General features: G+C 71.7%; 22 protein-coding genes and 5 tRNA genes. 9 read left to right on the top strand and 18 right to left on the bottom strand.

Going from position 1 to position 20,917, the window contains the following annotated elements; all coding sequences use genetic code 11:
* Positions 1-62 precede the first annotated feature (62 nt).
* Positions 63-248: a 50S ribosomal protein L28 gene (gene rpmB / locus BBH68_RS21895; protein WP_009714771.1), complete on the top strand. Its 186-nt coding sequence runs from the start codon at positions 63-65 to the stop codon at positions 246-248.
* A gap of 121 nt (positions 249-369) precedes the next feature.
* Here the strand turns inward: rpmB and thiD are convergent, their stop codons facing one another.
* Together thiD and BBH68_RS21885 are read right to left on the bottom strand one after the other, a co-directional pair.
* On the bottom strand, positions 370-1,191 hold the full coding sequence (thiD, locus tag BBH68_RS21890; RefSeq protein WP_065965127.1) for a bifunctional hydroxymethylpyrimidine kinase/phosphomethylpyrimidine kinase: 822 nt from the start codon (positions 1,189-1,191) through the stop codon (positions 370-372).
* Between the two features lie 10 nt (positions 1,192-1,201).
* The gene (locus BBH68_RS21885; RefSeq protein WP_065965125.1) at positions 1,202-2,170 is read right to left on the bottom strand and encodes a thiamine-phosphate kinase; all 969 of its coding nucleotides are present in this window, start codon (positions 2,168-2,170) and stop codon (positions 1,202-1,204) included.
* A 139-nt stretch (positions 2,171-2,309) separates the two neighbouring features.
* On the opposite strand from BBH68_RS21885, the gene BBH68_RS21880 reads away from it, so the two are divergent.
* Positions 2,310-2,543: an Lrp/AsnC family transcriptional regulator gene (locus BBH68_RS21880; protein WP_014176096.1), complete on the top strand. Its 234-nt coding sequence runs from the start codon at positions 2,310-2,312 to the stop codon at positions 2,541-2,543.
* A gap of 19 nt (positions 2,544-2,562) precedes the next feature.
* Positions 2,563-3,081 (top strand): DUF3515 domain-containing protein, encoded by a 519-nt coding sequence (locus BBH68_RS21875; RefSeq protein ID WP_065965123.1) that lies wholly within the window; start codon positions 2,563-2,565, stop codon positions 3,079-3,081.
* 282 nt (positions 3,082-3,363) lie between these two features.
* Here BBH68_RS21875 and BBH68_RS21870 read toward each other — a convergent pair whose 3' ends face one another.
* From BBH68_RS21870 to BBH68_RS21860, 3 genes are read right to left on the bottom strand one after another with little or no spacing between them, the layout of a single operon-like run.
* On the bottom strand, positions 3,364-4,536 hold the full coding sequence (locus BBH68_RS21870) for a D-alanine--D-alanine ligase family protein (RefSeq protein WP_065965122.1): 1,173 nt from the start codon (positions 4,534-4,536) through the stop codon (positions 3,364-3,366).
* Positions 4,537-4,570: 34 nt separating this feature from the next.
* Positions 4,571-5,572, bottom strand: coding sequence for an NAD(P)H-dependent glycerol-3-phosphate dehydrogenase (locus BBH68_RS21865; RefSeq protein WP_065965117.1), 1,002 nt, complete (start codon positions 5,570-5,572; stop codon positions 4,571-4,573).
* On the bottom strand, positions 5,569-6,351 hold the full coding sequence (locus BBH68_RS21860) for a lysophospholipid acyltransferase family protein (protein WP_065965115.1): 783 nt from the start codon (positions 6,349-6,351) through the stop codon (positions 5,569-5,571). The genes BBH68_RS21865 and BBH68_RS21860 overlap by 4 nt, the downstream gene beginning before the upstream one ends.
* Before the next feature lie 172 nt (positions 6,352-6,523).
* Between BBH68_RS21860 and cofC the strand changes: the two genes are divergently transcribed.
* Entirely contained in the window at positions 6,524-7,174 is a 651-nt protein-coding gene (cofC, locus tag BBH68_RS21855; protein ID WP_065965113.1) for a 2-phospho-L-lactate guanylyltransferase, read from the top strand.
* A 177-nt stretch (positions 7,175-7,351) separates the two neighbouring features.
* Complete coding sequence (locus BBH68_RS21850; RefSeq protein WP_065965112.1) at positions 7,352-7,564, top strand: hypothetical protein; 213 nt, start codon at positions 7,352-7,354, stop codon at positions 7,562-7,564.
* A gap of 77 nt (positions 7,565-7,641) precedes the next feature.
* On the opposite strand, the gene BBH68_RS21845 is transcribed toward BBH68_RS21850, so the two are convergent.
* The 4 genes from BBH68_RS21845 to leuC all read right to left on the bottom strand — a co-directional run bounded on the left by BBH68_RS21845 (position 7,642) and on the right by leuC (position 10,763).
* Positions 7,642-8,235 (bottom strand): HU family DNA-binding protein, encoded by a 594-nt coding sequence (locus tag BBH68_RS21845; protein ID WP_065965111.1) that lies wholly within the window; start codon positions 8,233-8,235, stop codon positions 7,642-7,644.
* A gap of 125 nt (positions 8,236-8,360) precedes the next feature.
* Positions 8,361-8,606 (bottom strand): SCO5555 family protein, encoded by a 246-nt coding sequence (locus BBH68_RS21840; protein WP_065965109.1) that lies wholly within the window; start codon positions 8,604-8,606, stop codon positions 8,361-8,363.
* 126 nt (positions 8,607-8,732) lie between these two features.
* Complete coding sequence (gene leuD, locus BBH68_RS21835) at positions 8,733-9,326, bottom strand: 3-isopropylmalate dehydratase small subunit (protein WP_065965107.1); 594 nt, start codon at positions 9,324-9,326, stop codon at positions 8,733-8,735.
* 6 nt (positions 9,327-9,332) lie between these two features.
* Positions 9,333-10,763, bottom strand: coding sequence for a 3-isopropylmalate dehydratase large subunit (leuC, locus tag BBH68_RS21830; RefSeq protein WP_065965105.1), 1,431 nt, complete (start codon positions 10,761-10,763; stop codon positions 9,333-9,335).
* Between the two features lie 141 nt (positions 10,764-10,904).
* Here leuC and ndgR point away from each other — a divergent pair, with 141 nt between their 5' ends.
* Positions 10,905-11,621, top strand: coding sequence for an IclR family transcriptional regulator NdgR (gene ndgR, locus BBH68_RS21825; protein WP_065965103.1), 717 nt, complete (start codon positions 10,905-10,907; stop codon positions 11,619-11,621).
* Positions 11,622-11,637: 16 nt separating this feature from the next.
* Here ndgR and BBH68_RS21820 read toward each other — a convergent pair whose 3' ends face one another.
* Entirely contained in the window at positions 11,638-12,129 is a 492-nt protein-coding gene (locus BBH68_RS21820) for a DUF4188 domain-containing protein (RefSeq protein WP_174589067.1), read from the bottom strand.
* A 95-nt stretch (positions 12,130-12,224) separates the two neighbouring features.
* Between BBH68_RS21820 and BBH68_RS21815 the strand changes: the two genes are divergently transcribed.
* Positions 12,225-12,896 (top strand): MerR family transcriptional regulator, encoded by a 672-nt coding sequence (locus BBH68_RS21815; RefSeq protein ID WP_065965101.1) that lies wholly within the window; start codon positions 12,225-12,227, stop codon positions 12,894-12,896.
* A gap of 44 nt (positions 12,897-12,940) precedes the next feature.
* Here the strand turns inward: BBH68_RS21815 and BBH68_RS21810 are convergent.
* From BBH68_RS21810 to BBH68_RS21775, 8 genes are all read right to left on the bottom strand, one after another.
* Positions 12,941-13,013, bottom strand: a tRNA-Glu gene (locus tag BBH68_RS21810).
* Between the two features lie 12 nt (positions 13,014-13,025).
* Positions 13,026-13,097, bottom strand: a tRNA-Gln gene (locus tag BBH68_RS21805).
* 13 nt (positions 13,098-13,110) lie between these two features.
* Positions 13,111-13,183 (bottom strand) — tRNA-Glu (locus BBH68_RS21800).
* A 35-nt stretch (positions 13,184-13,218) separates the two neighbouring features.
* Positions 13,219-13,291 (bottom strand) — tRNA-Glu (locus tag BBH68_RS21795).
* Between the two features lie 51 nt (positions 13,292-13,342).
* A tRNA-Gln gene (locus tag BBH68_RS21790) sits at positions 13,343-13,414 on the bottom strand.
* Positions 13,415-13,603: 189 nt separating this feature from the next.
* The gene (gene gltX / locus BBH68_RS21785; protein WP_065965099.1) at positions 13,604-15,091 is read right to left on the bottom strand and encodes a glutamate--tRNA ligase; all 1,488 of its coding nucleotides are present in this window, start codon (positions 15,089-15,091) and stop codon (positions 13,604-13,606) included.
* The gene (locus BBH68_RS21780) at positions 15,084-15,878 is read right to left on the bottom strand and encodes a fumarylacetoacetate hydrolase family protein (RefSeq protein ID WP_065965226.1); all 795 of its coding nucleotides are present in this window, start codon (positions 15,876-15,878) and stop codon (positions 15,084-15,086) included. The genes gltX and BBH68_RS21780 overlap by 8 nt, the downstream gene beginning before the upstream one ends.
* Positions 15,879-15,978: 100 nt before the next feature.
* Complete coding sequence (locus BBH68_RS21775) at positions 15,979-16,158, bottom strand: hypothetical protein (protein WP_065965098.1); 180 nt, start codon at positions 16,156-16,158, stop codon at positions 15,979-15,981.
* Positions 16,159-16,728: 570 nt separating this feature from the next.
* Here BBH68_RS21775 and BBH68_RS21770 point away from each other — a divergent pair.
* Both BBH68_RS21770 and BBH68_RS21765 read left to right on the top strand, forming a co-directional pair.
* Complete coding sequence (locus tag BBH68_RS21770; RefSeq protein ID WP_065965096.1) at positions 16,729-20,652, top strand: sensor histidine kinase; 3,924 nt, start codon at positions 16,729-16,731, stop codon at positions 20,650-20,652.
* A 9-nt stretch (positions 20,653-20,661) separates the two neighbouring features.
* A partial coding sequence (locus tag BBH68_RS21765; protein ID WP_170066586.1) for a roadblock/LC7 domain-containing protein occupies positions 20,662-20,917 on the top strand: 256 nt, incomplete at its 3' end.

Raw genomic sequence — 20,917 nt, 5'->3', positions numbered from 1 at the left:
GGGCCCACCGTAAGTGTCTGTCTCCTCGCGCAAGCGGGGTTGACCCGTCTTTGGAGTAACCCGTGGCTGCCAACTGCGACGTCTGCGGCAAGGGGCCGGGCTTCGGCAACAACATCTCGCACTCGCACCGCCGCACCCGCCGTCGTTGGAACCCCAACATCCAGACGGTGCGCGCTGTGGTCGGTCGGACCCCGAAGCGGCTCAACGTCTGCACCTCGTGCATCAAGGCCGGCAAGGTCTCGCGCTGACTTCCCGCGCGGCCGGGGGCGACCCCGTTCGCGTGTCGAGTGCGACCCTTCCGGTTGCCGAGCCGGTCCACCTCGTGTGGACCGGCTTTTCGCATGCCCTTGGGTTCAGCGCCACCTGAGTTCAGCGCCACCGCCAGCCGTGGTCGACCGGGCCGATGCCCCCGCCCAGCGGGAAGCCGGCCGCGATCGCGCCCGTGACGTACTCCTTGGCCGCCGCGACGGCCCCCGGCACCTCGGCTCCCAGGGCCAGGTACGAGGCGATGGCGGCGGCCAGCGTGCAGCCCGTGCCGTGCGTATGGCGGTTGGGGTGCCTGGCGGCCCGCAGCCAGTGCTCCTCGGTGCCGTCCGTGAGCAGGTCCACCGCGTCGCCGTCGAGGTGACCGCCCTTGATCAGCGCCCAGCGCGGGCCGAAGGCCAGGATCGCGTCGGCGGCCCGCCGCAGGTCCCGCTCCGCCGCCACCTTCACGCCCGTCAGCTGGGCGACCTCGTCCAGGTTGGGCGTGGCCACGGTCGCGACCGGCAGCAGCCGGGTGCGGACCGAGTCGAGGGCCTCCGCCGCCAGCAGGGCGTCACCGTGCTTGGAGACGCCGACCGGGTCGACCACGACCGGGGCCGGGAGGCCAGCGAGCAGCCCGGCGACGGTCTCGACCAGTTCGGCGGAGGCCAGCATCCCGGTCTTGACCGCCCCCACCCCGATGTCGTCGACGACATCGCGGAACTGGGCCCGTACGGCCTCGGCGGGCAGCTCCCACGCCCCGCTGACGCCCAGCGAGTTCTGTGCCGTCACGGCGGTGATCACGCTCATGCCGTGCACGCCGAGGGCCAGCATGGTCTTCAGGTCGGCCTGGATGCCGGCACCGCCGCCGGAGTCGGATCCGGCGACGGTGAGCACGCGGGGCGGGGCCGCGCGGGTACCGGGCGGGGGTGCGGGGGAAGTCGCCATGGCGCCGAATCTACTCGGCGCTCTTGTCCTTCCCGAAGTGGTCCCAGCCCGCGTGCGGCCAGGGCGCGCCGTCCACGGTGACCTGCGGCAGCGCCGAGGGGTTGAGCACCTCGCCGATCACCTTCCAGCGCGCGGGCAGCTTGGCGTCGGGCGGGAAGGTGGCCACGATCGCGTGGTCCTCGCCCCCGTTGAGCACCCACTGCAGGGGGTCGACGCCCACCGCCTGCCCGATGTCGGACATCTGGGAGGGGATGTCGATGTCCCCGGACCGCAGGTCGATACGGACCTTGCTGGCCTCCGCGATGTGACCGAGGTCGGCGACCAGCCCGTCGCTGACGTCGGTCATGGCGGTGGCGCCGAGCCCGGCGGCCGCCGGGCCCGCGTGGTAGGGCGGCTCAGGGCGCCGGTGCGCCTCGACGAAGGCGCGCGGCGAGCGGAAGCCGCGGGAGAGCACCGCGTGTCCGGCGGCCGACCAGCCGAGCCAGCCGGTGACCGCGACCACGTCGCCCGGCTGGGCACCGGATCGGGTGACCGGTTCGTGGTTGCGCAGGTCGCCCAGAGCGGTGATCGCCACGGTGATGGTCTCGCCACCCACCACATCGCCGCCCACCACGGCCGCGCCCGCCACCTGGCACTCGTCGCGGATGCCGTCCATCAGCTCGGTGGGCCAGGTCACCGGCAGTTCGGCGGGCACCACCAGACCCAGCAGGAGCGCGGTCGGCACCGCGCCCATGGCCGCGATGTCCGCGAGGTTCTGGGCAGCGGCCTTGCGGCCCACGTCATAGGCGGTGGACCAGTCGCGGCGGAAATGCCGGCCTTCCAGCAGTAGATCCGTACTGGCCACGACCCGCCGGTCCGGCGCGGCGACGACCGCGGCGTCATCGCCGGGCCCGAGCCGCACGGCCGGGGTGGTGGTGAGCCGGGAGGTGAGCTCTCTGATGAGCCCGAACTCCCCCAACTCGCCCACGGTGCCCTTCATCCCATTGCCCCTTCGCACTTGTCGCTCTCTGCCCGTCGCGCGCCGCGCACGCCGCGCGGGTCTCCCCGCGCCGCTCGGCGACGCGGTACCGTGGCGTCCCTTCTCCCCACATGATCCTCGTAGCCGCCCTGGAGGTTCCGTGGTACAGGCGTACATCCTGATCCAAACCGAGGTCGGAAAGGCGTCGACCGTGGCCGACGTCATCGCCAAGATCCCCGGAGTGATACAGGCCGAGGACGTCACCGGCCCCTACGACGTCATCGTGCGGGCTCAGGCCGAGACCGTCGATGAACTCGGCCGCATGGTGGTCGCCAAAGTCCAGCAAGTGGACGGCATCACCCGCACCCTGACCTGTCCGGTCGTCCATCTGTGACCCCCCGTATGCTCAAACCGTGAATTCCGCACACCGTAGCCGCCTCCGCCGCGGGGTCACCACGTCCGCGGCCGTGGCGCTGCTCGTGCTGTCGGCGGCGGGGTGCTCCCTCCTGGGCGGCTCCGACGGCTCGCTGTCCCTCGCGGTTCCCAAGCCGTCGGCGAGGACGGCGGCGCTGTGCCGGGCGCTGCACAGGGAACTGCCCAAGACCGTGAACGGGCTGGAGCGGCGCGTCCCCGAGCCCGCCTCGGAGCTCACCGCCGCCTGGGGCGACCCCGCGGTGAAGCTGCGCTGCGGGGTCGACAAGCCCGCCGCTCTCACGGTCGGCACCGAGCGCTACGACCCGTACGCCGCGTCGGCCGAGATCGACGGCGTGCAGTGGCTTCCGGAGCGGCTGGACGACGGCTACCGCTTCACGACCGTGCTGCGGCAGGCGTACGTGGAGGTGACGGTGCCCGGCAAGTACGCGCCGGAGGTCAACCCGCTTGTCGATCTGGCGAAAGCCGTCAAGAAGACCGTGCCCCCCGGCGTGGTCTGAGCGCCCCCCCTTTTTTTGCGGCTCGGTTCGCCTCCGGGGCGCCTCAGCCCCTGTCGACGGTCGACCACGCGGCGGTAGCCGCATATCGATGGCAGCCTCGGCCCCTCGCGCGGCGGAGCCGCAAATCGACTGCAGCCTCGGGGCCTCCGCGCGCTCTCCCTTTCACGGTGACAACAGCGCCTCCGGCGCGGGCGGCGCGCCCCTTCGGTTCGCCCCCAGCTACCGCTGGGAGGTACCCCCGGCCGTGGCCCCGGGCTCGCCGCCCGGGGCCCTTCCCATGGGTCAGCGCAGCCCCGTCGAGCGGCGCAGCGCGGCCTGGATGAGCCGGTCCACCAGCTCGGGGTAGCTCACCCCGCTCGCCTCCCACATCCGCGGGTACATCGAGATGGGCGTGAAGCCGGGCATGGTGTTGATCTCGTTGATCACGAATTCGCCGCTGTCGAGCAGGAAGAAGTCGGCGCGGACCAGGCCCTCGCAGGACACCGCCTCGAACGCCCGCACCGCCAGCTCCCGCACCCGCGCGGTCTGCTCCTCGGTGAGCGGCGCGGGCACCACGCCGTCCGCCGCGTCGATGTACTTCGCCTCGAAGTCGTAGAAGTCGTGGGTGGAGACCGGCGGGATCTCGGCGGGCACGCTGGCCCGCGGGCCGTCCTCGAACTCCAGCACCCCGCATTCGATCTCGCGGCCGCGCAGCAGCGCCTCGACGAGGATCTTCGGGTCGTGGCGCCGCGCCTCCTCGATCGCCTCGTCGAGGCCGGCCAGGTCCTCGACCTTGGAGATGCCGATGGAGGAGCCCGCGCGCGCCGGCTTCACGAAGACCGGCCAGCCGTGGTCACCGGCGAAGTCGACGATCTTCTTGCGCGCGGCGGCGGGATCCTGCTCCCACTCGCGGGGGCGGATCACCTCGTACGGGCCGACCGGCAGCCCGAAGGAGGCGAACACCCGCTTCATGTACTCCTTGTCCATGCCGACGGCGGAGGCGAGCACCCCCGCGCCCACATAGGGCACGCCGGAGAGTTCGAGCAGCCCCTGGAGGGTGCCGTCCTCGCCGTAGGGGCCGTGCAGCATGGGGAAGACCACGTCGACCTCGCCGAGCGCCTTGGGCACCGCGCCCGGCTCGGCGTAGACGACCTCGCGGTTCCCCTGCTCGACCGGGAGCAGCACGGAGCCCTCCGCGGTCTCGGCGAGGCCCTCGACGCTGGGCAGCACCCGGTCGGCGATGGCCATCCGCTCGGGCTCGTCGGCGGTCAGGGCCCAACGCCCGTCGCTCGTGATCCCGATCGGCAGCACGTCGTACTTGTCGCGGTCGATGGCGCGCAGCACCGCGCCGGCGGTGACCACCGAGATGGTGTGCTCGGAGCTGCGGCCGCCGAAGACGACGGCCACGCGCGGCTTCCGCGGCTCCCCTCCGGAGGAGGGCGGGACAGGGCTGGGGGCGGGGCTCTGGCTGCTCATAACGCGTTGAGGTTACCTTGCGGTCCCGGGCGCGTCAGTGCCGCTCGGGCTTGGCGCTGCGGGACATCAACTCTTTCAGCGCCACCAACGGTGGTTTGCCGTCGTGCACGACGCTCACCACGGTTTCGGTGATCGGCATGTCGACGTCGTGCCGCCGGGCGAGGTCGAGCACCGACTCGCAGGACTTGACACCCTCGGCGGTCTGCTTGGTGACCGCGATGGTCTGCTCCAGGGTCATGCCCCGGCCGAGGTTGGTACCGAAGGTGTGGTTGCGGGACAGCGGCGAGGAGCAGGTGGCGACCAGGTCGCCCATGCCCGCCAGGCCCGCGAAGGTGTGGGCGTCGGCGCCCATGGCCAGTCCCAGCCGGGTCGTTTCGGCCAGGCCCCGGGTGATCAGCGACGCCTTGGCGTTGTCGCCGAGCCCCATGCCGTCAGCGATGCCCACGGCGAGCGCGATGACGTTCTTGACCGCGCCGCCGAGCTCGCAGCCGACCACGTCGGTGTTGGTGTATGGGCGGAAGTACGGGGTGTGGCAGGCGGCCTGGAGGCGGCGCGCCACGGCCTCGTCACGGCAGGCGACGACCGAGGCGGCGGGCTGGCGGGCGGCGATCTCCTTGGCCAGGTTGGGGCCGGTGAGCACGGCGACCCGCTCCGGGGACGCCTTGGCGACCTCCTCGACGACCTCGCTCATCCGCTTGGCGGTGCCCAGTTCCACGCCCTTCATCAGGGAGACGAGCACCGTGTCGGCGGGCAGCAGCGGCGCCCATGCGGCGAGGTTCCCGCGCAGCGTCTGGGAGGGCACGGCGAGGACGGTGAACTCGGCGCCGCGGGCCGCCAGGGCCGGGTCGGTGGTGGCCCGCACCGACCGCGGGAGTTCGGTGCCCGGCAGGTAGTCGGGGTTGGTGCGGGTGGTGTTGATGGCCTCCACCGGGCCGGGCCGGCGGCCCCACAGCGTCACCTCGCAGCCCGCGTCGGCGAGCACCATCGCGAAGGCGGTGCCCCAGGAGCCGGTGCCGTAGACGGCGCAGCGCGTCACTTGCTCTCCTCATCGGCCACGGGGGGTTTCTCCGCGGCGCGGGGCTTGCCGGGGCGGTTCTCCGCGGCGCGGGACTTGCCGGGGCGGTAGTCGTAGCGCTCGGCGGGGGCGGGCTCCCCGCGCACCTCCGAGAGGAGTTCGGCGACCGCCGCCATGATGTCGTCGGTGGCCGCCCGCAGCACCTCGGCGGTGGGCTCCTTGCCGTAGTACGCGGACAGGTCCACGGGCGGGCCCGCGTGCACGGTCAGCGTCTTGCGGGGAAAGAACCGCGGCCGCTTGGCGTAGGGCGGCAGCGCCTCGTTGGCCCCCCACTGCGCGACGGGGATCACGGGTGCCTTGGTGAGCAGCGCGACGCGCGCGGCGCCCGTCTTGCCGCGCATGGGCCACAGGTCGGGGTCGCGGGTGAGGGTGCCCTCGGGGTAGAAGGCCACGCACTCGCCCTTGTTGACCGCGTCCACGGCGGCCCGGAACGCGTTGGCCGCGTTGGTGGACTCCCGGTAGACGGGGATCTGCGCGGTGCCGCGCAGGAAGGCGCCCACGAACCCGCCCTTGAAGACGCCGGCCTTGATGAGGAAGCGCGGCACCCGCCCGGTGTTGTACTGGAAGTGGGCGTACGAGAAGGGATCGAGATGTGAGTTGTGGTTGATCGCGGTGATAAATCCGCCCTCGGCGGGAATGTGCTCCATTCCACGCCAGTCCCGCTTGAAGAGGACCACCAGGGGCGGTTTCACCAGGACTGCCGCCATGCGGTACCAGAAGCCGATTCTGCGGCCGGACACTCGGAACATCCTCCTCTTGGACCCTGCTGACCTGCTGGCTTTGCTGCCGTCCGGGCAGCCGCACAAGTGTCGCCCCAGGTACCCGGTCTGTCGAGGACACCGTAACCCCGTCCGTCCCCGGTAGCCCCGGCAGCAGGCGAGAATGACGTTCGTGGGAAGCGATGGAGCCCGTGTGGCGTGGACGCTGGTGGTGCCGCTCAAGCCCCTGTCCCGGGCCAAGAGCAGGCTGGCCGACGCCGCGGCGGACCATGTGCGGCCGGGGCTCGCGCTCGCGTTCGCGCAGGACACGGTGGGTGCGGCGCTGGCGTGCCGGGCGGTGCGCGGGGTGACGGTCGTCACGGACGACCCGCTCGCGGCGCGGGAGCTGTCGGCCCTCGGTGCCCGCGTCCTCCCCGACCCGCCGGGCGGCGGTCTGAACGCGGCACTGGCGCAGGGCGCCCTCGCCGTGCGCCGGCAGTCCCCCGCGGCCGCTGTGGCGGCTCTGAACGCCGATCTCCCCGCCCTGCGGCCGGCGGAACTCGAGCAGGTACTCGAGGCCGCCTCCGCGTTTCCACGGGCCTTTCTGGCGGACGCGGCGGGGGTGGGCACGACGCTGCTCGCGGCGGCGCCGGGGGTGGAGCTGTCCCCCGCGTTCGGGGGGGCGTCCCGGGCCAGGCACCGGGCGTCGGGGGCGCGGGAGATAGGGCTGCGGGGGGTCGACTCGGTGCGGCGCGACGTGGACACCGCCGAGGACCTGCGCGCCGCCCTGGCCCTGGGCGTGGGCCCCCACACGGCTCAGCACGCCCGCTTTTTCAGGGCTCGGTTCTCCTCCGGGGCGCCTTAGCCCCTGTCGACGGTCGACCACGCGGCGGTAGCCGCATATGGATCGCCGCCTCCGCGCGCTCTCCCTTTCACGGTGACATGAGCGCCTCCGGCGCGGGCGGCGCGCCCCTTCGGCTCACTCGCCAAGGCGGACCCGAGTCCCAGCAAAGAGTGCCGCAGCAAGCCATAGGCTGGCCCCATGCAGGCGACCGCGTACACGTACGACCCCGAGACCCGCGCCGGCAGCGTGCTGCTGGACGACGGCACCCTGTTGCCCTTCGACGCGGCGGCCTTCGACGCCGGGGGCCTGCGGCTGCTGCGGCCCGGGCAGCGGGTGCGGATCGAGGTGGAGCCCGCCGAAGGGGCTCCCGAGGGACGGCGGGTCGTCCTGGTGACCCTGCAGACCTTCTGAACGCACCGCGGGCCGGGCTCCCCACAGGAGCCCGGCCCGGCGCGTGACGCCCGTCCTGGATGCCGCCGACCGGCGGATCAGCGCTTCCGGGCGGTGGTCTTCTTGGCGGTGGTCTTGCGCGCCGGAGCCTTCTTCGCCGGAGCCTTCTTGGCCGTCGCCTTCTTGGCGGGGGCGGCCTTCTTGGCCGTGGCCTTCTTCGCCGCCGCCTTCGCGGGCGCCTTCTTCGCCGTCGGGGCCGCCTTCGCCGGGGCCTTCTTGGCGGGCGCCGCCTTCTTGCCGGCGGGGGCGGCGGCCTTCTTCGCCGTGGCCTTCTTGGCGGCCGCCTTCTTCGCCGCGGCCTGGAGGCTGCCCTTGGGGGCCTTCTTCACGGCCACCTCGCCGCCCCGCGGGAGCTTCTTCGAGCCGCTCACCAGGTCCTTGAACCCCTGGCCCGCGCGGAAGCGGGGCACCGAGGTCTTCTTGACCCGGACGCGCTCCCCGGTCTGCGGGTTGCGGGCGTAACGAGCCGGACGCTCGACCTTCTCGAACGAGCCGAATCCGGTGACCGAAACTCGCTCCCCGGCGACGACCGCACGGACCATCGCGTCCAGTACCGCGTCGACCGCGTCGGCGGCCTGCTGCCGGCCGCCGAGCTTGTCGGCAATCGCTTCTACGAGCTGCGCCTTGTTCACGTCTTCCCCTTCGGAGACATTGCCGGAACGAATGTGTTCAAGCTTTTTCGCACGTTAGGCAGATATATACCGCAAATCAAACACGAAACGGGCTTATCACCCTTGTGCCGCAACGCACTCGGATGTCATGGACTTCCGCCGGAGTCGGGATCTTGGGGGAAACGTCCCTCGTCGAGGTCGCGCATCAACCGCTCCAGACGCCTTGCCGCGTCCGCGAGATCGTGTTTCGCCGCGGCCGTGATGACCAGCAGCTTCCGGGACAGCGCCATCCGTACGCCCTCCGGGACTTGCAGCGAGCGCACCCTTGTGTGCGCTTCCTTGAGCCGGTCCGCGACAAGCCCGTAGAGCTCGAGTTGGGCGTCGCGTTCCATGCACTGATTGTGCCATCTGCGGCGAGTTGTCGCTTCAGGGGGCCTCAACATGCCGATGCGCCGCCGGTCCGGGGACTGGCGACGCATCGTGTCAAACATGCTCTGTACAGGGAAGACCCGGGGGTCTCAGACCTCAACCGTGGTGGGCTTGAAGGTCGGCCGCCGCGCCTCGTACGCGGCGATGTCGGCCTCCTGCCGGAGGGTGAGACTGATGTCGTCCAGCCCCTCCAAGAGCCTCCACCGAGCGTTCTCGTCAAGCTCAAAATCAGCCGTGATTCCCTCGGCTCGAACCTGGCGGTCGACCAGGTCCACGGTGATCTCGGCCGACGGGTCAGACTCGATCAGCTTCCACAGCCGGTCCACGGTCTCCTGCGGCAGCACCACCGTCAGCAGGCCGTTCTTGAGGGAGTTGCCGCGGAAGATGTCGGCGAAGCGCGAGGAGATGACGGCCTTGAAGCCGTAGTTCTGCAGCGCCCACACCGCGTGCTCGCGCGAGGAGCCGGTGCCGAAGTCGGGGCCGGCCACCAGCACGGTCGCGCCCTTGTACTCGGGCCGGTTGAGCACGAAGTCCGCGTCCTTGCGCCAGGCCTCGAAGAGTCCGTCCTCGAAGCCGTCGCGGGTGACCTTCTTGAGCCAGTGCGCGGGAATGATCTGGTCGGTGTCCACATTGCTGCGGCGCAGCGGGACGGCCCGGCCGGTGTGCGTGGTGAATGCTTCCATGTCTGCTCAGGCCCCCACGGGAACGGTTGCGTCGGCGTCGGACAGGTCGGCGGGCGAGGCCAGATGGCCGAGGACCGCGGTGGCGGCGGCCACCTGCGGGGAGACCAGGTGGGTACGGCCGCCCTTGCCCTGCCGGCCCTCGAAGTTGCGGTTGGAGGTGGACGCCGACCGCTCGCCGGGGGCGAGCTGGTCGGGGTTCATCCCCAGGCACATCGAGCAGCCCGCGTGCCGCCACTCGGCGCCGGCCGCGGTGAACACCTTGTCCAGCCCCTCCTCGACGGCCTGGAGAGCGACCCGTACGGAGCCGGGGACGACCAGCATCCGCACCCCGTCGGCGACCGAACGGCCGGACAGGACCGAGGCGGCGGAGCGCAGGTCCTCGATGCGGCCGTTGGTGCAGGAGCCGACGAAGACGGTGTCGACGTTGATGTCCCGCAGCGCCTGACCGGCCGTCAGACCCATGTACTCCAGGGCCTTCTCGGCGGCGAGCTTCTCGCTGGCGTCCTCGAAGGAGGCGGGGTCGGGGACGCTGGCCGACAGCGGCGCGCCCTGGCCCGGGTTGGTGCCCCAGGTGACGAACGGCGCGAGCCCGGCGGCGTCGATGACCACCTCGCGGTCGAAGACCGCGTCGTCGTCGGTGCGCAGCGTGCGCCAGTACTCCACGGCGGCGTCCCAGTCGGCGCCGCGGGGGGCGTGGGGGCGGCCCTCGAGGTACGCGAAGGTGGTCTCGTCCGGGGCGATCATGCCCGCCCGGGCGCCGGCCTCGATGGACATGTTGCAGACGGTCATCCGGGCCTCCATCGAGAGCTTCTCGATGGCCGGGCCCCGGTACTCGATGACATAGCCCTGGCCGCCGCCGGTGCCGATCCTGGCGATGATCGCCAGGATCAGGTCCTTGGCCGTGACGTCCTCCGGCAGCTCGCCCTCGACCGTGATCGCCATGGTCTTGAAGGGCGCGAGCGGCAGCGTCTGGGTGGCCAGCACGTGCTCGACCTGGCTGGTGCCGATGCCGAACGCGAGCGCGCCGAAGGCGCCGTGGGTGGAGGTGTGGCTGTCACCGCAGACGACGGTGGTGCCGGGCTGGGTCAGTCCCAGCTGGGGGCCCACGACATGGACGACGCCCTGCTCGACGTCGCCGAGCGGATGCAGCCGTACGCCGAACTCGGCGCAGTTCTTGCGCAGCGTCTCCAACTGGGCCCGGGAGACGGGGTCGGCGATCGGCTTGTCGATGTCCAGGGTCGGGGTGTTGTGGTCCTCGGTCGCGATGGTGAGGTCGGTGCGACGGACCCGGCGACCTGCCTTGCGGAGGCCGTCGAAGGCCTGGGGGCTGGTCACCTCGTGCAGCAGGTGCAGATCGATGAAGAGGAGGTCGGGCTCGCCTTCGGCGCGCCGGACGACATGGTCGTCCCAGACCTTCTCCGCGAGTGTCCGTCCCATCGCTTTCCCTCCGGCCGGCAACGTCGCCGGCCCTGCTCGTGTGTACTGCGGGCCCTGGTCTGCGGGCCCGCCATTACAGAGTGGCGCGTCGCCTCGTAAATTGAACTTGCGTTTCACAGTGTGAGACGCGAATATCGTTTCATGGACAACTCTAGTGGCGTCGGCGTTCTCGACAAGGCGGCTCTGGTACTGAGCGCTCTGGAGTCCGGTCCGGCCACCCTCGCCGGGCTGGTCGGGGCCACCGGGCTCGCGCGCCCCACGGCGCACCGGCTCGCGGTAGCGCTCGAGCACCACCGCATGGTGGCGCGTGACATGCAAGGACGCTTCATCCTCGGCCCGCGCCTGGCCGAGCTGGCCGCATCGGCGGGTGAGGACCGCCTGCTGGCCACCGCGGGCCCGGTGCTCACCCACCTGCGGGACGTGACCGGGGAGAGCGCGCAGCTCTACCGGCGCCAGGGCGACATGCGCATCTGCGTGGCGGCGGCCGAGCGGCTGTCCGGACTGCGGGACACCGTGCCGGTGGGCTCGACGCTGCCCATGAAGGCCGGCTCGGCCGCCCAGGTCCTGATGGCCTGGGAGGAGCCGGAGCGGCTGCACCGCGGGCTCCAGGGGGCCCGCTTCACGGCCACCGCGCTGTCGGGCGTGCGGCGGCGCGGCTGGGCCCAGTCGATCGGCGAGCGCGAGCCGGGCGTCGCCTCGGTCTCCGCGCCCGTACGGGGCCCGTCCAACCGCGTGGTCGCGGCCGTCTCGGTGTCCGGACCGATCGAGCGGCTGACACGCCACCCGGGCCGTATGCACGCCCAGGCCGTCATCGACGCCGCCGCCCGCCTGACGGACGCCCTCCGCCGGGGGAACTGAGCGGCGGGCGGCCCCCTCAGGCGCTCTTCAGGGCGAGCCGGTCGGCCGCCCCCTCGCCGCGGCGGCCGACCGGGACGACGGCCGTCGCCTTGGCCAGGCCGAACTCCGGCATGTTGATGTAGACGGACTCGTGCGCGCCGGCCGGGACGACGTATGTCTCGTGCCAGAAGCCGACCTTGCCCCGGCCCTCCCGCAGCCGCCGGTTGAACGCGGCCCAGGCCGGGCGGTGCTCCTTGTCCCGGTCCGTGGCGTACGCCAGCAGCTTCTCGTGGGAGTCCCAGTACTGGACGACGTAGATCAGCCGGGGCGAGCCGAACAGCAGCTGATAGCCGAGCATGCCGCTGCCCTTGTCCCGCGACAGCTCGCGCAGCATCCGCGGCATCGCCCGGAACACCGGCAGCCAGCTGCGCAGCGCGCGGAAGCGGTTGATCCGCATACCGATCATGAAGACGGTGACCCCGCCCTCGGCGTCGGCGGTCATGCGTCCGGTGATCGGCTTGGCACCCATGGTGATCCCCTCGTTCCTCGCGTCCACGCTAGGCTTGGATAGCGGCACTACCCAACACTTGGATAGTGTCACTCTCCAACGAGGAAGGCAAGTGGATGCGTCTCAGGGAGCTGAGCGAGCGCAGCGGGGTGCCCACCGCGACGATCAAGTACTACCTGCGCGAGCGGCTGCTGCCGCCGGGCGAGCGCGTCAGCGCCACCCAGGCCGAGTACGGCGAGGAGCATCTGCGCAGGCTGCGGCTGGTGCGGGCGCTGATCCAGGTGGGGCGGGTGCCGGTGGCCACGGCCCGGGAGGTGCTGGAGACCGCAGAGGACGAGTCGCTGTCCCAGAACACCCGGATGGGAGCCGCGGTCTGGGCGCTGCCGCACGGCCCCGAGCCAGCCGAGGACGACCCCGAGACCGCGGAGGCGACCCGCCAGGTCGACGCCCTGCTGGAGCGGCTCGGCTGGACGTACGGCCGGCAGCTCGGCGCCACCTCCCCCGCGTACCGGATGCTGGTGGCGGCCATCGCCTCGCTGGAGCGACTCGGCTATCCGCACGACACCGACCATCTGGCGCTGCACGCCCGTCTGGCCGCCGAACTGGCCGTCGCGGACCTGGATCTGGTCGAGAAGTACGGCGGCTCCCCGACCGAGCGGATCGAGGCGGTCGTCGCGCTGACGGTGCTGTACGAGCCCGTCCTGCTGGCCCTGCGGCGGCTGGCGGAGACCGAGGAGTCCGGCCGGCGTTTCACGGACTCCCGGGACGATTCCCGAGACGGCTCATGACGCGGAAAAGCCCTCCGCGAGACGCGGAGGGCTTTTCCGTGAGGTACCCCCGACCGGATTCGAACCGGCGCTACCGCCTTGAGAGGGCGGCGTGCTAGGCCGCTACACAACGGGGGCCTGGGTACTGCGCTGGGCTACCAGGACTCGAACCTAGACTAAATGAACCAGAATCACTCGTGCTGCCAATTACACCATAGCCCATGGTATAGACCAGTACCCCCGACCGGATTCGAACCGGCGCTACCGCCTTGAGAGGGCGGCGTGCTAGGCCGCTACACAACGGGGGCCCTAGCGATCTCCGTCTCCGTGAAGAAGAGATCCGTACCCCCGACCGGATTCGAACCGGCGCTACTGCCTTGAGAGGGCAGCGTGCTAGGCCGCTACACAACGGGGGCTTGGTCCTGCTGGTCAAGGAATTTCCGGAAGAATTCCAGAGAAATCCCTTGCTGGGGTACCAGGACTCGAACCTAGACTAAGTGAACCAGAATCACTCGTGCTGCCAATTACACCATACCCCACCAAAACGCCGCCCCCTGGGGGGCTTTGTCTGGTTGTGCGCCCCGGTCCGGCCTCTCGGCCCGCCCGGGCGGCGCAGGAAGAACATTACCCGATGGTGGACGGGCCACCAAAACGAGTATCGACGCGCCACGGACGGCGAGAGCGGCCACCGGAGCCCGGTGGCCGCGTCCTCGCCTCGCGAGCAGCGCTTACGCCGTCAGCTTCGCCAGGGCCGCGTCGATCCGGGCCAGCGTGCGCTCGCGCCCCAGGACCTCCAGGGACTCGAACAGCGGCAGGCCGACCGTACGGCCGGTGACGGCGACGCGCACCGGAGCCTGGGCCTTGCCCAGCTTGAGGCCGTGCTCCTCGCCGGCCGCGAGGACCGCGGCCTTCAGGGTCTCGGCGTCCCAGTCGGCCTCGGCGAGCCGGGGGCGGACCGAGGCCAGCAGCGCGTCCGCGCCCGGCTTCATCGCCTTCGCCCAGGACGCCTCGTCCTCCACCGGCTCGTCGAGGAAGAGGAAGTCCACGTTCGCGGTGATGTCGGACAGCACCGTCAGCCGGGTCTGCGCCAGCGGGGCCAGCGCCGCGAAGGCGGCCGCGTCGAAGGACTCCGGGGCCCAGGGCGCGTGCGGCGCCTTCAGCCAGGGCTCGCAGGCCTCGATGAAGGCCTTCAGGTCCAGCCGCCGGATGTGGTCCGCGTTGATCGCCTCGGCCTTCTTGAGGTCGAAGCGCGCCGGGTTGGCGTTCACATCGCCGATCTCGAACGCGGCGACCATCTCGTCCAGCGTGAAGACGTCCCGGTCGGGCGCCAGCGACCAGCCCAGCAGGGAGAGGTAGTTGAGCAGGCCCTCGCGCAGGAAGCCGCGCTCCCGGTAGAGGTTCAGCGAGGACTGCGGGTCGCGCTTGGAGAGCTTCTTGTTGCCCTCGCCCATCACATACGGCAGGTGGCCGAAGGCGGGCACGGTGCCGTTTCCGACGCCGATCTCGGCGAGCGCGCGGTAGAGCGCGATCTGCCGGGGGGTGGAGGACAGCAGGTCCTCGCCGCGCAGCACGTGGGTGATCTCCATCAGCGCGTCGTCGACGGGGTTGACGAGCGTGTAGAGGGGGGCGCCGTTGGCCCGCACGATCCCGTAGTCGGTCACGTTTTCCGGCGTGAAGGTCAGCTCGCCGCGCACCAGGTCGGTGAAGGTGATCGGCTCGTCGGGCATCCGGAACCGCACGATCGAGGAGCGGCCCTCGGCCTCGTAGGCGGCGCGCTGCTCTTCGGTCAGGGTGCGGCACTTGCCGTCGTAGCCGGAGGGCCGGCCGGCCGCCCGGGCCTCCTCGCGGCGCTGCTCCAGCTCCTCGGCGGTGCAGTAGCAGCGGTAGGCGTGGCCGCCCGCCAGGAGTCGGTCCGCGACGTCCCGGTAGAGGTCCATGCGCTGCGACTGGCGGTAGGGCGCGTGCGGGCCGCCGACCTCGGGGCCCTCGTCCCAGTCGAGGCCCAGCCAGCGCATCGCGTCCAGGAGCTGCCGGTAGGACTCCTCGGAGTCGCGGGCGGCGTCCGTGTCCTCGATACGGAAGACCAGGGTCCCGCCGTGGTGGCGGGCGAAGGCCCAGTTGAACAGGGCGGTACGGACCAGGCCGACATGGGGGTTGCCGGTCGGCGAGGGACAGAAACGTACCCGCACGGGAGCGGAGGGGGTTGCGCTAGCCACGCTTGATCACCTTGTTGGTGAGAGTGCCGATGCCTTCGATGGTGACGGCGACCTCGTCGCCGACGCTGAGCGGTCCGACGCCCGCCGGGGTGCCGGTGAGGACGACGTCGCCGGGGAGCAGCGTCATCGCCTCCGTGATGTGCACGATCAGGTCCTCGATCGGGCGGACCATCTCACTCGTGCGGCCGAGCTGGCGCTGTTGCCCGTTGACGGTGCAGCCGATGCCCAGGCCCTCGGTGATCTCGGCGGGGTCGATGCCGGTCTCCACCCAGGGGCCCAGCGGGCAGGAGGTGTCGAAGCCCTTGGCCCGCGCCCACTGCTTCTCGCGCTTCTGGACATCGCGCGCGGTGACGTCGTTGGCGCAGGTGTAGCCGAGGATCACGTCCTTGACGCGCTCCCGGGGCACCTCCTTGCACATCCGGCCGATGACCACGGCCAGCTCGGCCTCGTGGTGCACCTCCTGGGAGAAGGAGGGGTAGACGATGGGGTCGCCGGGGCCGATCACGGAGGTGGACGGCTTGAAGAAGGCGACCGGGACGTCGGGGACCTCGTTGCCCAGCTCGGCGGCGTGCTCCGCGTAGTTGCGGCCGATCGCGACGATCTTGTTGGGCAGGACGGGCGGCAGCAGCCGGACCTCGCTCAGCGGGATTTTCCGGCCCGAACGCTCGAACTCGGCGAAGGGGTGGCCCTTGATGATGTCGATCACGGGACCGTCCTGGGCGGACGGTCCGTCCTCGACCACGCCGAAGGCGACGCTGCCGTCGATGGAGAACCTGGCGATGCGCACGGGAAGCTGCTGCCTCTTCACTGGACTCGCTGGAGACTGACGCTCCAGGCTATCGCTCCGCGTCCCGCGCGCCCCCGAGGTGCCTTGCCCGGCGCCCGGCTCAGCTGTTGGGAGCCTTGGTCAGGATGGTGCGCTTGGGGTTCGCCGTCTGCGTCGGGAGGTCGACGGGGTGTTCCGGACGCTCCTCGGCCCCGGTCCGCAGCTCGCCGGCGTCCTTCAGATGCGCCAGGGTGGTGCGACGCGGGTTGGCTATGGTGCGGAACATCATCGTCGTCTTCACGTGAGTCATGCCTCGTGTTGTTGTCGTTTTGACCGGCTGTGTAAAGCGTCAGGCTAGAGGCCCCTTTGCCCATGGATCCGGCGAAGAAGTCGCGATCTGCTTGTGAGTTTCCTCACGAGCCACCGGGCAAATGCCGCATTAAAGGCACCCGCCCGGACTTCCCGAAAGCGACATAGCAACACCGAAGCTGACGTTCCGATGTTGATCATCGCCACCCGGACACTCGCCGTTTGCGGGCAACTCATGGAAAAAAGTCCGTTATCGCCGAGATGACTTTCTACGTCCCGTAATAAAACCCGTACTGAGCGTCACGCGCGTCACAGCCTTTTCCGTTGCCCTTGTTGCAGCATCCGGCACTGTGCTGGAATTCCCGGGACCGCCGCGGACACAGCCGGCGCGCAGGGGGCGCAAGGAGAGGGAGGCGCCGAGCGGCGGTGGCTCCTCTTCTCGACAACGGAAGGAAGCGCGCCGGTCGCTCACGACCACCCGGGGGGCCCGACCGTCCCCCACAACTCGACACCGCTTCACCGCACTACCGGTGAAGCGCCTGGTCCAGAGGTTGCGACACTAGTGCAGGGACGTTTCAAGAGGGAAGGTAAGGGGTCTCCCCAGGCCCACCAGGGCCGAGGGGAAGCTTCGGCGGACCCGGAGCCGCGTGGTGAGACCGACCACGGCTCCTCCCCCCAGCGTGCCCAGGGCACCGGACGGGCCCCGACGACCGACCCGAGCCCGGAGTCCGGGGCGCAGACCGGCGCCCCGAGTGGCGTGGCTCCCGCCGACCGGCCCAGGGCGAAGGGCCCCAGCGGGCCGGGGGCCCGCCTGGCCCTGCGCAACTGGCGCATCAGCACCCGTCTGGTCTCCCTGCTGGCCCTCCCCGTGGTCGCCGCGACGACCCTGGGCGCGCTGCGCATCAACAGCTCGCTGGACAACATCGAGCAGCTCGACCGGATGAAGCTGCTGACCGAGATGACGCAGCAGGCGACCCAGCTGGCCAGCGCCCTCCAGGAGGAGCGCGACAAGTCGGCGGCGCCGCTGGCGGGCAAGGGCAACGCCAAGGACGACCGCGTCGTCGCGACCCGCGAGAAGACCGACCGCGAGATCACCGCCTTCAACGCGGCCACCCAGGACCTCGACCCGGGCGACACCGCGCTGGCGGGTGTGCAGTCCACGCTCGTCGACATCAGCAAACAGCTCGGCAAGATCGGTGAGATCCGGGACGCCGCCTACCGGGACCACCAGTACTACTCGCTGACCGTCCAGGACTACAACGAGCTGATCAACTCCCTGCTGCTGCTGTCTCAGGACATGGCCCAGGCCACCAGCAACAGCGACATGATCAACAATACTCGTGCGCTGGCCACCTTCGCCTCGGCCAAGGAGTACGCCTCGATCCAGCGCGCGCTGATCAGCGCCGCGCTCGCCGACCCCAAGAGCCCCGACTTCTCCGCGAACGACCGCCGCTACGCCAAGACCGCGGTCGACAAGGAGGAGGAGGCGCTGCGACGGTTCAACCAGATCCGCGACAGCGACTCCTCCGACGACCTGCTGGAGCCGCTGGACAGCCGGGCGGACATCAAGGCGGCGACCCTGTACGCCGACCGCGCGGTGCGCGACCCCAACGGGCTCCAGGCCGAGAAGCGCACCGCCATCGACTGGTACGACCAGGACACCATCAAGATCGATGAGATGTCCCGGATCGAGCAGACGCTGCTCGGCGAGATGCAGGAGAAGGCCCGCGATCTACGCGCGGAAGCCCAGCAGGAGGCGATCCTCAACGGCGCCCTGATCCTGCTGGTCCTCGGCGTCACGCTGGTCGGCGCGTTCGTCGTCGCCCGCTCCATGGTCCGCTCGCTGCGCCGGCTCCAGGACACCGCCCAGGACGTGGCCCAGAAGCGGCTGCCGGAGCTGGTCAAGCAGCTGTCGGAGTCCGACCCGCAGGACGTGGACACCTCCGTCGAGTCCGTCGGTGTGCACAGCCGGGACGAGATCGGCAAGGTGGCCGCGGCCTTCGACGACGTGCACCGCGAGGCGGTCCGGCTGGCCGCCGAGCAGGCCCTGCTGCGGGGCAACGTCAACGCGATGTTCACCAACCTCTCGCGCCGCAGCCAGGGCCTCATCCAGCGCCAGCTGTCGCTGATCTCCGAGCTGGAGAGCCGCGAGGCCGACCCGGACCAGCTGTCCTCGCTGTTCAAGCTCGACCACCTCGCGACCCGCATGCGCCGCAACGGCGAGAACCTGCTGGTCCTCGCGGGCGAGGAGCCCGGCCGCCGGTGGACCCGGCCGGTCCCGCTGGTCGACGTGTTGCGCGCGGCGGCGTCCGAGGTGGAGCAGTACGAGCGCATCGAGCTCAGCTCCGTCCCCACCAACGAGGTGGCCGGCCGGGTCGTCAACGACCTGGTGCACCTCCTCGCCGAGCTGCTGGAGAACGCCACCTCCTTCTCCTCGCCGCAGACCAAGGTCAAGGTCACCGGTCACGCCCTGCCCGACGGCCGGGTGCTGGTCGAGATCCACGACACCGGCATCGGGCTGTCGCCCGAGGACCTGGCGGCGATCAACGAGCGTCTGGCCAGCCCGCCCACCGTCGATGTGTCGGTCTCCCGGCGCATGGGTCTGTTCGTGGTCGGCCGGCTGTCGCTGCGCCACGGCATCCGCATCCAGCTGCGCCCGTCCGACTCGGGCGGCACCACGGCGCTGGTCATGCTGCCGGTGGACGTCGCCCAGGGCGGGCGCAAGCCGGGCGCTCCGACGCCCGGCGCCGCGGGTCAGGGCGGTCCCGGCGGGTCCGGCGGCTCCGGCGCCCCCGAGGGCGGCTCGGCCGGGATGCTCGGCTCGCTGCCCTCCCGGCGGCAGGTCCCCGGCTCCGGCTCCCGGGCCGCGCTGCCCGGCAGCGGGCTGCCGAACCGTCCGGCGGGCGCGGGCGCGGGTGCCCCGGGCGGCGCCCCCTCCACTCCCAACTTCTTCGCGGGCGGCAACCGGCCCCCGAGCCACAGGGGCGCACCGGCGGGCCCGTCCGGCGACTTCGCCGGCCGTCCCCCGCTGCCCACGCGCGGCGACGCCCGCCCCGACGGGCGGGGCGAGAGCCCGACCGTGGCCCCGCCGACCGGCGCCCCGGCGCGCGGGGACTCCCCCGGCGACCAGGGCGGACGCCCGCAACTTCCGACGCGCGGCGCCGCGCCCGAGCTCCCCGGACCGCAGCAGCCCGGCACCAGCTGGGGCGCGCGCCGGGCGGGCGACGACGACTGGCCGACCGGGCGCGAGGCGCTGGACGCGCCGCGCGGTCACGAGGAGGCCGACTCCACCGGCTCGTTCACCCGGCCCCAGCCGGGCCGGGACCAGGGCCGGGGCATGTTCGAGCCGCGGCGCGGCCCCGGGGACACGGGCGAGTTCGCGCTGCCCGGCCAGGGCGGTGGCCGTACGCCGTCGTCCGACCGCGGCCCGGCGGACACGGGACAGTTCACCCGCCCCGAGTTCGGCCAGGGCCCCGGCGACACCGGCCAGTTCGCCCGCCCCGAGCTGGGCCAGAGCCCGGCGGACACGGGCCAGTTCCCCGGCCCGGACTTCGGCCAGGGCCCCGGCGACACCGGCCAGTTCGCCCGCCCCGAGCTGGGCCAGAGCCCCGGCGACACCGGCGAGTACCCGCGGCCCCGGTTCGGCGAGCCCGCCGGGCAGGGTGGCCGTGGGCCCGGCGACACCGCCGAGTTCTCCCGGCCGGACTTCGACGCCCCGCGTCCTGAGGCCGGCGCCGGCTCGTACGGCCAGGCCGGACCGGGCGCCGGGCGCGACCAGAACTCCGGCACCGGGGAGTTCCCGCTGCCGCAGGGCCCGGGCGACCGTGGCCTCGACGAGGCCGGCCTGCTCCCGCCCGCGGGGCCCGGCGACGGCCGTACGCCGATCTTCGACACGATCGAGTCCGACTGGTTCCGCTCCCAGGGCGGAAATCAGGGCGGCTCCCAGGACGAGGCGCCGGGCGGGACATCGGGCGGGGGGACCCTCGGCAGCGGCCGGCGGCTCACCACCGAGCCTCCGGGCGCGGGCCGTCCCGCGTCCGCCGTGCCCCCCATCCCGCGCCGCGAGCCGCAGCGGGAGTCCCGGGGCGCCGGGGACGACCTCGGCATCGGTGGCGGAGCGAACGGCTCCGGACCCGGGGCCGTCGGTTTCGGGCAGGGCGCGAACGGCAGCGGCCCGGCGTCCAACTGGCGTACGTCGCCGAACGACGAGCGCTGGCGCCGCGCCGAACAGCTCCGCGAGCCCGCGGCGGGCGGTGTGACGTCTTCCGGGTTGCCACGCCGCGTGCCCCGCGCGAATCTCGTGGAAGGCGCCGCGCAGCAACAGCAGACCCGGCCGGCCGGACCGCAGGTGTCACGCGCGCCCGACGATGTGCGCGGGAGACTGACCAACCTTCGCCGAGGGATCCAGCAGGGCCGACGGGCCGGAACCGGCCCGGACGGCAACCAGGATCGCGGCGTAGGCCCGACTTACCAGCAGGAGCGTTAGTTGAGCCCGATGAGCCAGGCGGCGCAGAATCTGAACTGGTTGATCACGAATTTCGTGGACAACACCCCCGGGGTGTCGCACACGGTGGTGGTCTCCGCCGACGGACTCCTTCTGGCGATGTCCGAAGGCTTCCCCCGCGACCGAGCCGACCAGCTGGCGGCGGTCGCCTCCGGCCTGACCTCGCTGACCGCCGGAGCCTCCCGCATCTTCGAAGGCGGCCCGGTGAACCAGACGGTCGTGGAGATGGAACGGGGCGTTCATCATG

This window comes from Streptomyces sparsogenes, from assembly GCF_001704635.1.
Classification (GTDB): Bacteria; Actinomycetota; Actinomycetes; order Streptomycetales; family Streptomycetaceae; genus Streptomyces; species Streptomyces sparsogenes.
The sequence above is the reverse complement of the archived record's forward strand: the minus strand, read 5'-3'. Positions and strand labels throughout refer to the sequence as shown.